Origin of the sequence: Imperialibacter sp. (genome assembly GCF_040222385.1) — a bacterium.
Lineage (GTDB): Bacteria > Bacteroidota > Bacteroidia > Cytophagales > Cyclobacteriaceae > Imperialibacter.
The window spans coordinates 233,477-246,667 of sequence record NZ_JAVKDF010000049.1; the positions used below are offsets into that span (position 1 = coordinate 233,477).

A 13,191-nucleotide genomic window follows, 5' to 3' on the forward strand; every position below is an offset into this window, starting at 1 on the left:
TATGAACATAGGGGATAAAGTAAGGCTTCTGAGAGGAACTGAAGAGGGGGTTATTATCAGGGTGGTCAACGAAAACACCTATGAAATAGAAATAGAAGACGGCTTTTCCTTCCCCGTGCTTAAGAGTGAGGTCGTTTTGGTAAGTAAAACTGAAGCGGAGCACTTCAAAAGGGACAGCCCTGCACAGCAAAGTTCTTCCGGCCAAAAATCATTCTTTAAGGAGACTCAGGCAGTTGCTGAAAAAGGAATTTACCTTGGCTTCGAGCCGAAGGGAGATATTTTCACAGTCTGGCTGATCAACAACACAGATTACGAGCTGGTTTTTAAGATAGATGAGTTGGTGAAAGGCACTACGCTAGGATTGCACGCCGGTCACCTTGAGGCAAAGTCAAATCAGGCGATAGCATCCAAGTCTTCTCAAAACTTCGACAACTGGTCGGACATGCAGTTTTCCTGCATGTATTTCCAAAAAGGAATCTACAAAAGTAAGCCAATGCTGAGCAGGGTTGTCTCGTTCAAGGCGGCAGCTTTCATGCACAAGAAGGGCACTATCCCTATGACCTCGAAGGAAGGATATGTTTATCAACTGGATGATAATCCTGCAAAAATTAACGCTGACGAGATAAAAAACAGCCTGCTTTCTGCAAAAGCAACGCCAGTACCAAAAACAGAGCAAAAACCAGGCTCGCACCAGGTAGATTTACACATGGAGAAATTAACAGGGCAAAAAGAAGAGGTGCCTACATCGCAGGCTCTCTCCTACCAACTAGCTGTTTTTGAGAAAGAACTTGATTCAGCCATCGCAATTGGCAGAGACGAGATAACGTTTATTCATGGCGTGGGAAACGGTGTTCTGCGTGAAGAAATCCATAAAAGGCTAAGTAAAATGAAAAATATCTTGTACTTTCAGGATGCCCAGAAACAAAGGTTTGGCTATGGCGCTACACTTATCAAATTAAAAGACTAACTAGCATTTTTTAAGCCTAAAATAAAACATAATACTATGGACGTAAGAAAGTTGATGGAGGAACTTGCCTCTGAAATTAACGGCCAATATTCAGAATATGACGATAATCGATCAGTTGTGATCGTTCCTCTTCCCGACGGTAGGTTTCAATCGGTTCGTGGTGGCAAAATTGACAACAAAAAGTATGGCAAGAGTGTCATTCAGATACTGTCCAGAGTATGTCGCACCGCCGAAAAAATTGATTATACCAAAGTACTTGCGCACAACGTTGACCTTATCAATTCTAAGTTTGTGGTGCTTGGCGATTTCCTAATGGTGGAAACCACCTTGTTCGACGACACAGTACCTCCACAGAAATTGAAGGAAATGATACTCGAAACAGCCAAACTAGCCGATGAGTGGGAACTTGCCATTACAGGCAAAGACGTCAACTAAGAAGTATCTTTTAGTTATCAAATAAGTTTAACTATTTAGGAAAATGTGATCCGCCTTATCGCCTTGTTCAGAAAGTATTCTGAGCGGGGAGGAAAGTCCGGGCAATGCAGAGCGCCGTACTTCCTAACAGGAAGGGGCAGTGTTGGCGACGACAGTGCTACAGACAGTGCAACAGAAAATAAACTACCCGCAATGCTTCTGCATTGGGGGAAAAGGTGAAAAGGTGGGGTAAGAGCCCACCGCCTCAATGGTGACATTGGGGGCACGGTAAACCTTACGGATTGAAAGATCAAATATGCCACGATTCAGGGGCTGCTCGTCCCTGTAGGCTGCTTCGGCGGTCTCGTTGTGGTGGGTAGATTGATAGAACCTGATGGCGACATCAGGTCCAGATAAATGATAAGGGCCTCCTGACTCGTCGGGAGGTACAGAACCCGGCTTACAGGATCATATTTTCCTATTTTCATTAACCTATGGCAAAAATTCTAATAGTAGACGACGAGAAATCTATTCGCTCTACCCTCCGGGAAATTCTTGAGTACGAAAAATTCAAAATTGACGAAGCAAAAGATGGTGAAGAAGGCCTGGAAATGCTCAAACAGGGATCGTACGACCTCGTGCTTTGCGATATAAAGATGCCAAAAATGGACGGCCTTGAATTGCTTCACAAGGCTATGGAGGAAGGAATTGACTCACCGTTCATTATGATTTCGGCTCATGGAACGATTGATAGCGCTGTGGAAGCGACCAAAAAAGGTGCTTTCGACTTCCTTCAAAAGCCTCTGGACCTGAACAGGCTGTTGGTCACACTCAGAAATGCACTGGACCGCAAGGAGCTGGTGAATGAAACCAGGGTGCTGAAGAAAAAAATAAGCAAGACTTTCGACATAGTAGGCGAGTCGCCAAAGATTGAAGAGGTCAAAGCAATGATTGAAAAGGTGGCTCCCACTGATGCAAGAGTGCTGATTACCGGCCCGAATGGCACAGGCAAGGAGCTGGTCGCCAAATGGATCCACGAGAAAAGTAACCGCTCGTCGGGCCCGATGGTGGAGGTAAACTGTGCAGCCATTCCATCCGAATTAATTGAGAGTGAGCTTTTCGGCCACGAAAAGGGCTCCTTCACCTCCGCTGTAAAGCAACGGATTGGGAAGTTTGAGCAGGCAATCGGCGGCACGTTATTCCTTGACGAAATTGGCGACATGAGCCTTTCGGCCCAGGCCAAAGTTCTACGTGCCTTACAGGAAAATAGAATTACCCGGGTAGGCGGCGAGAAGGAGGTAAAGGTAGACGTAAGAGTAGTGGCTGCTACCAATAAGGACTTGAAAAAGGCTATTGCTGAAAATCAGTTTAGAGAAGACCTCTACCACAGACTGAGCGTAATTATCATTCAGGTGCCGGCACTAAAAGACCGCAAAGATGATATTCCACTACTCGTGGATAGGTTTATTGCAGACATTTCAGCTGAATACGGCTGGGCACCAAAACCAATAGACGATGCCGCCATTAAGCAGCTTCAACAATTTGAATGGACGGGAAATATCAGGGAACTAAGAAATGTGACAGAGCGGCTGATGATCATGTCATCAGGCAGTATAACAGAAATGGATGTAAAAAAATATGCGGTACTTACTTAGTAAGAACCGCATATATTCTTTCAATAATTTCCAACCAGGTCGAGTACTTTACAATTAAAGCCTTTGAGCAGGCTTTTCTTTCTGCACGTCCGACTTAGCATAAGTAGGACACGTCTTCTGAGTACAAGCACCAAGCATGAAAACAGCTACAGCAAACAACAGTAATTTAATTTTCATAACGAAACGGCTTTACTTAGGTTCTTAGAAGCTCTAAGATATATATATCTACACATATATCAAAACACTTTAAGTTCCAAGGCTGGAGGTAATGCCTATTGTATCAGCAAATTGCACCCTCGCACATCCGAATTATCGAACCTGCCAAGCACTTCAAAATCCCCTTTCGTGTTAGCTATTCGGCCCAAATCCTTTGTTTCAATAAAGCAGCACGAATGAATGTTTCCAAGGTCAATAATATTTAAACCTCCAACTTTTTTTTCCATCAAATAGGAAAACGGATCATTAATATCCCGAACCATCACCCTCATCGATCGTGGGCAACGGAAGCCAGCCCCTCCATCCGAATAGGCCTGCGACATTAACTCCGTCATCCCATATTCCGAATGTATACGCTCCACATTCAATCGTTCACTCAACATAGCATGTAACTCGGCCCTTGTCAGCTCCTTCCCTCTCCCCTTCATGCCTCCGGTTTCCATAATAATAAAGTCGCTAAGGTCAAGCTGACGCCTTTCAGACAGGTCAATTAGGGCAAAAGTGACTCCAATTAGCAGCTTTTTACCATCCTGCTTTTTAAGTTTTTCTATCACACGCAAAAGGGCACTGTCATCCTTCAGAAAGAAGCCTGAGAATTTTGAGCCGGTGAGCTTTATGAAGTGCTCTATCATATAAATAAGTGAGGATCCGCTTCTTTCAAGGTAAGAGGGCAGCAAGGCAACAATATGGAAATTTGAGAGCGACCCATACATCGACTCAAATATTTCCTTCGTTAGTTTCTCGTAGAATAAAGGATCGTCGAGGTAATGGGAGCTTTGCACGGAACCAGTGGTGCCGCTACTGGAAAACATAAGGGAAGAACCCCATTCACCTGTCTTTATAGCATGATTCTTGAAAAATTCAATCGGAAGAAAGGGAATGTCTTCCAACCGGCTGATTTTTTTTGGGTCTTTAGCTAAATACGAAATATACTTTTTGTAGACAGGATTGTGTTGGGCCTGCCATTTAAAAATATCCAGAGCGAGGACAGTAAAATGATCATTATTCAGGTTTAAAAGGCGGTCTCTAAAACTAAGAAGCTCGGACATGTGTTTAAATTGCGAAAGATGATCCAATTTTAATAATTTTATGAGTCAAGTAAGCGATGGAAATGAAGAATAGATTACTAAAAAGTCTTGTTCTGGGGTTAGGAGTTATGGGGGTTGTGTGGGCATGCCAACCACCGGATGAGCTTCCCATCATTCCAAAAATTTCCTATAACAGGGTCGAGTTTTTTGACGAGGCAACTGGCTCAGATTCGCTTGTTCTCTATATCAATTTTGAAGATGGAGATGGAGATATAGGGCTGAGAAGCACTGAAGACAGCTATCCTTACCACCCATTTAATTATATTATTGACGCTGATAGGAGACTTGTGTATTTCGGAGAAACAGACTACAAACTTCCTTTCTATAGTATTCCTCTGGTGCTATCCGGGGGGCAATTTAGACCTCTTGAGAAAGAGAAATTATTTTCAGAAACAGACACGAGAAGGCCGTTCAATTGTGAGCAATATGAAGTCATAAAATTCAACCTTGATAATACTGGCACCAATACAGAAATAGACACTTTCTTTATTCAAAAGAACCCCAACAATAACAATATTTATGTGGACTTCTACAGAAAGGTGAATGGCAACTATGAGTTTCTCGACTGGGCAAGTGTGTTTTCAACTACCGGTTGCGGTACAAATTTCAACGCCAGGTTCCCAATCTTCGACACTGACAATCTAGGAAAATCTCTTTCAGGCACGCTTCGCTATTCTATGCTATCTGCTGGATTCGGCATCGTATTGAAGAAAGACACCTTCAAACTAAAAGTCTACATCAAGGATCGTGCACTTCACGACAGCAATGTGATAGAAAGCCCAGATTTGACGCTTGACAATATTACACTCAATTAAATATCTCAGGGTATTTTTCTGGGTCGGCTTCCGCCATCAATTCATACACCTTGTCGAAAACATTCTCCACATTGGGTTTGGAGAAATAATCGCCGTCTGAGCTATAGGCCGGCCTGTGCTCAGCAGAGGTGATAGTACCTGGCTGTGAGTCAAGGTATTTGTACCCACCCTGCTCTTCGAGCACTTTTTGCATCATATAAGCTGAGGCACCTCCCGGCACATCTTCATCAGCAAAAATGATGCGATTAGTCTTTTTCAACGACTCAACAATCGAATGGTGCAGATCAAAAGGCATTAACGACTGCACATCAATCACCTCGCAGGAAACGCCATATTCTTCAAGGAGGTCTGCTGCCTCCATCACAATCCTGCACATGGAGCCGTAGGTTACAATGGTCACATCAGACCCTTCCCTTATTACCTCAGGAACCCCAAGCGGCGTTTTTATATCATCTATGTTTTCCGGAAGTCTTTCTTTGAGTCTGTACCCGTTCAAACACTCAATAACTATCGCAGTGTCATCGGAGGCCAGCAAAGTGTTGTAGAAGCCGGCTGCTTTGGTCATGTTCCTGGGCACGAGCAGGTATATGCCTCTGAGAGAGCCCATGATCATGCTCATGGGTGAACCTGAGTGCCAAACGCCTTCCAGTCGGTGACCCCGTGTCCTTATAATCACAGGAGCCTTCTGGCCTCCCTTCGTTCTGTACTGAAGCGTTGCCAGATCGTCAGACAATGTCTGCAAGGTGAAAATCAAGTAATCCAAATATTGTACTTCTGCAATGGGTTTCAACCCCCTCATAGCGGCCCCAATACCTTGTCCTATGATGGTACTTTCCCGTATTCCCGTGTCGGTTACACGAATCTCGCCATGCTTCGCTTGTAGTCCTGCAAAGCCCTGGTTCACATCACCAATTTGTCCCACGTCTTCCCCAATGGCAAATATTCTCGGATCCTTGCTAAATGCATGATCAAAGAAGGCCTGAAGTACTTCTCTACCGTCAACTATAACACTGGCGTCGTTGTAAACAGGTGCCACCTCCTTCACATTTACCGCTCTTTGCTCCGATTCGCTATACAAATGGCTACTGTATTGCTCAAGGTGCTCGGCGTTCTTAATCTTCAGCCAATTGATAAGGTGCCGTTTCTCTTCGTATTTCTCACCTCGCATAAGGTACAAAGAGCGCTTAACAGCCTTCACCACATCCATCTTCAATGGATTAAGCGTTTTTTCTAGCGCCTTATTAATAGCGCTTATTTTTGCACCATTTTTGCTTACCCCTGCAGCATTTGCCAGTAAATTCGATGCCCCCTTCAGGTCTTCCTTGATACTGGCTACATAGGCCTTCCAAGCCTCATTCTTATCGGCTTTTGCCTTCTCTCTCGCATTTTCCTCCAGCCTCTCGAGGTGCTCCAAAGTGGCCATTTCATTTTCCAATATCCACTCTCTGAATTTCTTTATGCAGTCGAATTCCTCCTCCCAGTCAAGTCTTTCTCTCGACTTATATCTTTCCTGTGAACCGGAAGTAGAATGCCCCTGAGGCTGGGTCATCTCTTTTACGTGAACGAGCACCGGAACATGTTCATCCCGTGCGATCCTGCCTGCGTGGCGGTATGCCTGAACGAGCTTTTCATAGTCCCAGCCATTCACCACGATGATTTCATACCCATTTTCGGAGTTATTCCGCTGGAAGCCAGCCAATACTTTAGAAATATCCGATTTGGTAGTATGATATTCCGCAGGCACCGAAATTCCATATTCATCATCCCAAATAGAAATGACCATAGGCACCTGTAGCACCCCGCCTGCATTGATTGTTTCGAAGAAGTGTCCTTCCGATGTAGATGCGTTGCCAATAGTGCCCCAGGCTACTTCATTTCCATCAATAGAAAAGTCTTCAAAGTGTTTGAGTGCAGGATTGTTTCTGTAAAGTTTGGAGGCATAAGCGAGGCCGAGCAGACGTGGCATTTGGCCCGCCGTACATGAAATATCCGAACTGGAGTTCTTCATGTCTGTCTGCGTTTTCCATTCGCCCTTTTCATTGAGGTACCGTGTAGAAAAATGACTATTCATCAAACGGCCGCCAGAAGAAGGGTCAGCGGAAAGGTCAGTGTGAGCATAAAGTTGAGCAAAGAACTGCTGGATCGTCAGCTGACCGATGGCCATCATAAATGTTTGATCCCTGTAGTAACCAGACCTGAAATCGCCATTTTTGAATACCTTGGCCATCGCTACCTGTGCGAGTTCCTTGCCATCACCAAAAATACCAAACTTCGCCTTGCCCATGAAAACTTCCTTCCTTCCCATCAAACTAGCTTCACGGCTTTCGCAAACCAAAAGGTAGTCGTCGAGAATTTCGGCAACAGGCACGCTGATTTCTTTCTTAGTCTTTACTACACTCACTATTATGCTGATTTAAAGGATAATGTTGTCGATTGCAATGAACGGACTCTCAAAAGAGGTATTTCAAATATAAGCATAAAATTACACGTTTTCAATTTTGCTAATCGTGTAAAAAAAATACAACTACCTGATAATCAGTGAAAATTGTTATTTTTATGGAATAAAATTTTTGCAAATGACCCTTCGGGCAAAGAATAGTTTGCCGGGGTCAATCGGTAAGAAATTTTAGTATTATTCAATGAAAGGCAGGCGATTTTGTCAACATTGAAAATCGAAGAGTTTCAAAACAATTATTGCATTCATGTTCATATATTTGTGGCCTTTCCAAAAAGGCGACATTAACTAACAATACGATCATGATAATTGGGGTTCCAAAGGAGATTAAAAATAATGAAAACAGGGTCGCATTGACCCCAGCTGGCGTAACTGAATTATTAAAGAGGGGCCATGAGGTTCATGTGCAGTCTACTGCAGGAGAAGGCAGCGGGTTCACTGATGATTCTTACAAAGAGGCCGGTGCCAACATACTTCCGACCATTGAAGCTACTTACCAGAAAGCTGAAATGATCATGAAAGTGAAGGAGCCTATCGAAGCAGAGTATTCGCTTATCAAGAAGGATCAATTACTATTTACCTATTTCCACTTTGCCTCTTATGAACCCCTTACTCATGCAATGATAAAGAGCGGGGCTGTTTGCCTTGCCTATGAAACAGTGGAGAAAGCCAATGGCACTCTGCCCCTTCTCATCCCTATGTCGGAAGTAGCTGGTAGAATGTCGATACAACAAGGCGCCAAGTTTCTGGAGAAACCGATGAAAGGCAGGGGTATTCTTCTGGGTGGTGTACCCGGCGTTAGGCCAGCTAAGGTAATGATCCTTGGTGGTGGCGTAGTAGGAACCGAAGCAGCTAAAATGGCTGCTGGCCTTGGTGCTGATGTGATCATCCTTGACCTGAGCTTGCCCCGACTGCGCTATCTGGACGACGTGATGCCTGCCAACGTTAAAACCTTAATGAGCAACGAATACAATATCCGAGAGCTCATTAAAGATCATGACCTCATTATCGGTGCAGTGCTTATCCCTGGAGCAAAAGCCCCCAAGCTTATCACCAAAGACATGCTGAAGGAAATGCGCCCAGGCACCGTGATGGTGGATGTGGCGGTGGATCAGGGTGGCTGCTTCGAGACCACCAAGCCAACTACTCACCAGGATCCGGTTTTCATCATCGACGATGTGATTCACTATTGCGTCGCCAATATGCCTGGCGCCGTTCCTTACACTTCCACACTGGCACTTACCAATGCCACACTGCCCTATGCTATTCAGCTGGCTGGCAAGGGATGGAAGACAGCCTGCAGGGACAACAATGAACTGAAACTTGGCTTGAATGTGATCAACGGAAAAGTGGTATACCAGGCAGTATCAGAAGCCTTTAATTTGGCCTATACCGACGTAAACACATTCCTGAATTAATTCGATCTGAAGAGGTTGTTCTAGCTGCGGACAACCTCTTTTTACTTATAAGGAGGGATATCGCTAAGAGATACCAGGTTATTCCTTTCCCTTTCAACCTGGAGACAAATCATTTCGTTACCATTGGTAATGACCAATATGTTGGCGTCCAGCTCTTTGTTATAAGTCGCCACCTGAAAAATCGTCTCCCGACTTAGCTTCACATCTGGCGCTTTACACTCCACCAGGATATGAGGTTTGCCAGTGTTGCTATACACCACAAGATCAGTTCTCTTCTGCCTTTTGTTGTAATGCAAGCCGGCTTCTATCGACATCAAACCCTTTGGGTAGTGGAGTTCAGCCATGAGATAATTTACCATCTGCTGCCTGACCGCTTCCTCAGGCGTCCAAACGAGGTACTTCCGTCTAAGAAGGTCGTAAATGAGCGTCTGTCCGTCCTTTTCAATTACAAGTGGTCTGGTTTCCTTGCTCATTTAGCTTCTTCCTCTTTCGGAAGCCTGATAATCTTAAAATTGGTTTGTCTCAAGAAAAAGAGACCCAAAATAAAAAACGTAGCAAGGGCTAGTGTGCTGTTTCGCATGCTGCCGGTAAGTTGTTCTATCAATCCATAGGCAAATGTCCCGATCACAATTGATAGTTTTTCCGTCACATCATAGAAGCTAAAGTAAGAAGCGTGGTCAATGGTGTTCTCAGGTATCAGCTTAGAAAATGCCGACCGGGACTGTGACTGTATACCCCCCATTACCAGCCCGACCACAGTGGCCACTACGTAAAACTGCATAGCGGAAGTAACAAAGTATGCCCCAAGGCAAACCAAAATCCAGATCACAACCATTATCGACAACGATATTTTGTTCCCCTTTATCTTCGACACGTAGGCGAACAAATATGACCCGGCGACGGCTACCACCTGTATAATCAACACGGTCAATATCAGCTTTTCGCCAGGCAACTTCAGCTCTTTGTCGCCGAAAGTTGCGGCCAGAAACATGACGGTTTGCACGCCCATGTTGTAGAAAAAGAAAGCTTTGAGGTAACGCCGCATGGAAGGCAACTCCCTTAGAGACCTAAACACTTTTCGCACCTCCTTGTACCCATGAGCCAGTAGCTTGCCAGCAGGCTTTCGATTGTAGGGATTGGTGGGTAGAAAATGAAAGGGAATTAGTGAAAACCCTAGCCACCACACCCCTACCAGCAAAAAGGCAAATCGTGACGCCTCTCCCCCATTAGCAAACCCAAACCAATCAGGAAAAGTAATAGAGATAAGGTTAAACAGAAGCAGCAGCAGGCTACCTGCATACCCCATGGCGTAGCCTTTGGCGCTTACGATATCATACCTGTCGGAAGTGGTGATCTCAGGCAAAAAAGCGTTGTAAAAAACCAGGCTTCCCGAGTAGCCAATACTGGCCACAATAGAAGCGAAAATACCCAGCTCAATGTTGCTCCCATCGAAGAAATAAAGCGTTATACACGCAGCTGCGCCGATATAGGTGAAGATTCGAAGAAAGAGTTTCTTCATGCCTCCATAGTCAGCGATGCCCGAGAGTAAAGGAGAAAAGAGAGCAATAGCCAGGAACGAGAAAGAAATAGAATAGGAGTATAGAACCGTATTGGTGATCTCCAGCCCTAAAAACTGCACCTTCTCACCGCCAAAAAAGTTTCTCGTGACGCTACTATAATAAACTGGAAAAATAGTGCTGGTAATCACCAGGTTGTAGACTGAATTAGACCAGTCGTACATGCACCAGGCATTCACCACCTTGTTATTCTTAAGGTTCAGGTTCATGGCAAAAAAAAAGTCTTCCCCAAAGGAAAGACTTTTATATGATTATCAACTATGATTATTGGTTATCCATACCTTGAAGGGAACTGTAAAGCACCTTCCTGGCATTAGCTTCTCTCAGCTCCTGCTGCACATCAGCTACAATACCCATTTTGGCTTCAATATCCACCTTCATTGACATTGTAATCTGATCTCTTTCCACTTCGCTAAGCTTGTCCTTTTCAGTATTTACAAACTGCACAACATCCTTAGGCGTAATGAAGACATCATTTACCTGAATTTTAGGCTCGGTACCGAAAGTTGCGGCATTCTTAGGAGGGCCAATATAGATATAGCTCACCAGCGACTTGCGCTCAATTTTCGATAGCTGAGTAGCTCTCGGCAAATGTTGTTCCACCAATAGCTCTGTTTCCCTCATCACGGTGGTTACCATGAAGAAGAACAAAAGCATAAAGATGATATCAGGAAGAGCAGCTGTAGGTATCTCCTGAGAAGTACCAGAACTCTTTTTAAACTTTCCCATAATTAACCTCCAATTTTAGTAGGCTCCGCAATAGAAATCGCTCTGGGCATTCCTGAACGAGCCTGATCATATAGCTTCTTTTGCTCCGGATCTTTCTGATCCAGCTGAAGAAACTCCTGAGCAGTTTTACCTATTCTCTCACCATATACCTCGTTGTAAGCGGCATTTACTTCGTCCAATACAGTAATGTATAGTTCATAGCTCGTACCTCTGTCGGCTTTGAAAGAAACGATGGCTTTATCAGGCCCATCGGATGAAGTAGATTTTCTTCCATATGCGCTAACAAAGCTCTTCATAGGAGCGGGAAGGTCATTATATACTTGCATGGCGTCCTCAGAGGGGCGGCCAAAGTTGAGAATAAACTCCTTGATCATTGGCTTCAGTTCCTCAACATCCGTTAGGGGCTCATCTTCAACAAGCAGCAAATCCTTCGAGTTTGCTTGAATTTTGAAGATGTTCCTATCGTTCTCCTTCACCTCTGGTGGTGGCTGGTTCGGATCCGGCTTCGGTGGCAAAAGCATCGCAATACCTTTGTCATTTGCCATCGTGGTAGTTACCAGAAAGAAAATGAGCAAAAGGAAAGCAATGTCAGCCATAGAACCGGCATTTACCTCCGTGCTAGGTCTGTTTTTCTTGCTTGCCATATTACTTAACGATTTTTGAAATTTCCGTATATACGATTCCGACTAAAGCTACACCTGTCAACAGGTACATCATAATCAAAGAACCTCCAACCAATTTAGACAATCCTGCGTCGACGTTGTATTTGGTATACACTGCTGTTACCTCATCGCCGGAAATTACATATCCCAAACCGAAAATAACCAGCAAGATAAGAATGCCGACGGCCGACATGGCCAATGAAGACAGATCGTCCAAGGCGTTGATCAAAGGCAATATGATCGCTGCTAGTAACGCTATTCCTACCAGAATGTAGGAGCCGATCAATGCTATATCAATAAAATCCATTTTTGCTGTCTTTAGATGTTAATACTACTTAGAAAGATTGTGCTTTACAAGGATGTCCACCAATGTAATAGAGGCATCTTCCATTGAGTTCACAAGAGAGTCGATCTTAGAAATTAGGTAGTTATAGAACAACTGAAGAATAACAGCTACGATAAGACCACCTACCGTTGTCAAAAGGGCGATTTTGATACCGTCGGCCACAAGAGCAGGAGAAACGTCACCGGCTGCCGCAATTGCATCAAATGCACCAATCATACCAATTACAGTACCCATGAAACCAAGCATAGGAGCAAGAGAGATAAAAAGAGATATCCAAACCATTCCTCTTTCCAGTTTGCCCATTTCAACAGAACCGTAAGCAATGATTGACTTCTCAACCATCTCAACACCTTCTGACATTCTCATTAGTCCCTGAGTAAAAATTGAAGCAACAGGGCCTTTGGTATTTTTACAAACTTCTTTTGCTGCCTCAACACCTCCTGAAGCCAGCGCATTCTCAACGTTAGCAAGAAGTTTTTTGGTGTTGGTGGTAGCAAGGTTCAATGTAATGATACGTTCGATGGCAACGGCCAATCCGAAGATCAAACACAAAAGAACGATACCCATAAATTCCCAACCACCGGCGATGAATTGCTCCTTTACAATTTGGTGAAATGATTGCTCTGGCTCATCGACTACTTCTTCCATCATTGGAGCGGCTACAGGCTCAGGCTCGGCAACGACCTCTTCCACAGCAGCAGAGTCAACCATAGCAGTACTGTCTGAGGAAACTTCATCCTGAGCAACTGCATTGAATTGGCTGAATGCAAAAACGCCTGTTAGCAACAGCGAAGCGAATAACTTTTTCATAGTTTAAATTTTAGTAAATCGTAAATTGGTTACAGTTAG

General features: G+C 44.3%; 14 protein-coding genes and 1 other RNA gene. 6 read left to right on the forward strand and 9 right to left on the reverse strand.

What is annotated here, in order from left to right:
• The first annotated feature begins 1 nt into the window (after window position 1).
• The 4 genes from RIG68_RS24430 (at window position 2) to RIG68_RS24445 (ending at window position 3,036) form a co-directional block, all read left to right on the forward strand.
• Entirely contained in the window at window positions 2-967 is a 966-nt protein-coding gene (locus RIG68_RS24430) for a Smr/MutS family protein (RefSeq protein WP_350128621.1), read from the forward strand.
• 36 nt (window positions 968-1,003) lie between these two features.
• A complete protein-coding gene (locus tag RIG68_RS24435) occupies window positions 1,004-1,402 on the forward strand; it encodes a hypothetical protein (protein ID WP_151998364.1) in 399 nt (132 codons plus the stop codon).
• A 42-nt stretch (window positions 1,403-1,444) separates the two neighbouring features.
• An RNA gene (gene rnpB / locus RIG68_RS24440) (RNase P RNA component class A) lies at window positions 1,445-1,860 on the forward strand.
• Between the two features lie 15 nt (window positions 1,861-1,875).
• Entirely contained in the window at window positions 1,876-3,036 is a 1,161-nt protein-coding gene (locus RIG68_RS24445; protein WP_350076610.1) for a sigma-54-dependent transcriptional regulator, read from the forward strand.
• Window positions 3,037-3,090: 54 nt separating this feature from the next.
• On the opposite strand, the gene RIG68_RS24450 is transcribed toward RIG68_RS24445, so the two are convergent.
• Both RIG68_RS24450 and RIG68_RS24455 read right to left on the reverse strand, forming a co-directional pair.
• Window positions 3,091-3,213: a hypothetical protein gene (locus RIG68_RS24450; protein ID WP_255471521.1), complete on the reverse strand. Its 123-nt coding sequence runs from the start codon at window positions 3,211-3,213 to the stop codon at window positions 3,091-3,093.
• Between the two features lie 95 nt (window positions 3,214-3,308).
• Complete coding sequence (locus RIG68_RS24455) at window positions 3,309-4,301, reverse strand: LuxE/PaaK family acyltransferase (RefSeq protein WP_350128624.1); 993 nt, start codon at window positions 4,299-4,301, stop codon at window positions 3,309-3,311.
• Window positions 4,302-4,363: 62 nt separating this feature from the next.
• Here RIG68_RS24455 and RIG68_RS24460 point away from each other — a divergent pair, with 62 nt between their 5' ends.
• Complete coding sequence (locus RIG68_RS24460) at window positions 4,364-5,155, forward strand: hypothetical protein (RefSeq protein ID WP_350128627.1); 792 nt, start codon at window positions 4,364-4,366, stop codon at window positions 5,153-5,155.
• Here RIG68_RS24460 and RIG68_RS24465 read toward each other — a convergent pair.
• Entirely contained in the window at window positions 5,148-7,556 is a 2,409-nt protein-coding gene (locus RIG68_RS24465; protein ID WP_350128630.1) for an alpha-ketoacid dehydrogenase subunit alpha/beta, read from the reverse strand. The two genes, RIG68_RS24460 and RIG68_RS24465, sit on opposite strands and share 8 nt — an antisense overlap.
• Before the next feature lie 356 nt (window positions 7,557-7,912).
• Here RIG68_RS24465 and ald point away from each other — a divergent pair, with 356 nt between their 5' ends.
• On the forward strand, window positions 7,913-9,028 hold the full coding sequence (gene ald / locus RIG68_RS24470; protein WP_350126901.1) for an alanine dehydrogenase: 1,116 nt from the start codon (window positions 7,913-7,915) through the stop codon (window positions 9,026-9,028).
• A 41-nt stretch (window positions 9,029-9,069) separates the two neighbouring features.
• Here ald and RIG68_RS24475 read toward each other — a convergent pair whose 3' ends face one another.
• Genes RIG68_RS24475 through RIG68_RS24500 form a run of 6 tightly spaced genes read right to left on the reverse strand, consistent with a single transcriptional unit; the run spans window position 9,070 to window position 13,152 of the window.
• The gene (locus tag RIG68_RS24475) at window positions 9,070-9,501 is read right to left on the reverse strand and encodes a type I restriction enzyme HsdR N-terminal domain-containing protein (protein ID WP_350128633.1); all 432 of its coding nucleotides are present in this window, start codon (window positions 9,499-9,501) and stop codon (window positions 9,070-9,072) included.
• Entirely contained in the window at window positions 9,498-10,814 is a 1,317-nt protein-coding gene (locus RIG68_RS24480) for an MFS transporter (RefSeq protein ID WP_350128636.1), read from the reverse strand. The genes RIG68_RS24475 and RIG68_RS24480 overlap by 4 nt, the downstream gene beginning before the upstream one ends.
• 55 nt (window positions 10,815-10,869) lie before the next feature.
• The gene (locus RIG68_RS24485) at window positions 10,870-11,334 is read right to left on the reverse strand and encodes an ExbD/TolR family protein (protein ID WP_151998357.1); all 465 of its coding nucleotides are present in this window, start codon (window positions 11,332-11,334) and stop codon (window positions 10,870-10,872) included.
• A 2-nt stretch (window positions 11,335-11,336) separates the two neighbouring features.
• Entirely contained in the window at window positions 11,337-11,978 is a 642-nt protein-coding gene (locus tag RIG68_RS24490) for an ExbD/TolR family protein (protein WP_151998356.1), read from the reverse strand.
• 1 nt (window position 11,979) lies between these two features.
• Window positions 11,980-12,303 (reverse strand): hypothetical protein, encoded by a 324-nt coding sequence (locus RIG68_RS24495; protein WP_350128639.1) that lies wholly within the window; start codon window positions 12,301-12,303, stop codon window positions 11,980-11,982.
• A gap of 24 nt (window positions 12,304-12,327) precedes the next feature.
• Window positions 12,328-13,152, reverse strand: coding sequence for a MotA/TolQ/ExbB proton channel family protein (locus RIG68_RS24500; RefSeq protein WP_151998354.1), 825 nt, complete (start codon window positions 13,150-13,152; stop codon window positions 12,328-12,330).
• Window positions 13,153-13,191: the final 39 nt, after the last annotated feature.

What these genes read in the sequence shown, in the direction of transcription:
- RIG68_RS24480 (WP_350128636.1), bottom strand. Translation starts at nt 10,814, where the DNA reads ATGAACCTGAACCTTAAGAATAACAAGGTGGTGAATGCCTGGTGCATG.
- RIG68_RS24435 (WP_151998364.1), top strand. Translation starts at nt 1,004, where the DNA reads ATGGACGTAAGAAAGTTGATGGAGGAACTTGCCTCTGAAATTAACGGC.
- RIG68_RS24430 (WP_350128621.1), top strand. Translation starts at nt 2, where the DNA reads ATGAACATAGGGGATAAAGTAAGGCTTCTGAGAGGAACTGAAGAGGGG.
- RIG68_RS24485 (WP_151998357.1), bottom strand. Translation starts at nt 11,334, where the DNA reads ATGGGAAAGTTTAAAAAGAGTTCTGGTACTTCTCAGGAGATACCTACA.
- RIG68_RS24495 (WP_350128639.1), bottom strand. Translation starts at nt 12,303, where the DNA reads ATGGATTTTATTGATATAGCATTGATCGGCTCCTACATTCTGGTAGGA.
- RIG68_RS24460 (WP_350128627.1), top strand. Translation starts at nt 4,364, where the DNA reads ATGAAGAATAGATTACTAAAAAGTCTTGTTCTGGGGTTAGGAGTTATG.
- RIG68_RS24500 (WP_151998354.1), bottom strand. Translation starts at nt 13,152, where the DNA reads ATGAAAAAGTTATTCGCTTCGCTGTTGCTAACAGGCGTTTTTGCATTC.
- RIG68_RS24490 (WP_151998356.1), bottom strand. Translation starts at nt 11,978, where the DNA reads ATGGCAAGCAAGAAAAACAGACCTAGCACGGAGGTAAATGCCGGTTCT.
- RIG68_RS24475 (WP_350128633.1), bottom strand. Translation starts at nt 9,501, where the DNA reads ATGAGCAAGGAAACCAGACCACTTGTAATTGAAAAGGACGGACAGACG.
- RIG68_RS24450 (WP_255471521.1), bottom strand. Translation starts at nt 3,213, where the DNA reads ATGAAAATTAAATTACTGTTGTTTGCTGTAGCTGTTTTCATGCTTGGT.
- RIG68_RS24445 (WP_350076610.1), top strand. Translation starts at nt 1,876, where the DNA reads ATGGCAAAAATTCTAATAGTAGACGACGAGAAATCTATTCGCTCTACC.
- ald (WP_350126901.1), top strand. Translation starts at nt 7,913, where the DNA reads ATGATAATTGGGGTTCCAAAGGAGATTAAAAATAATGAAAACAGGGTC.
- RIG68_RS24455 (WP_350128624.1), bottom strand. Translation starts at nt 4,301, where the DNA reads ATGTCCGAGCTTCTTAGTTTTAGAGACCGCCTTTTAAACCTGAATAAT.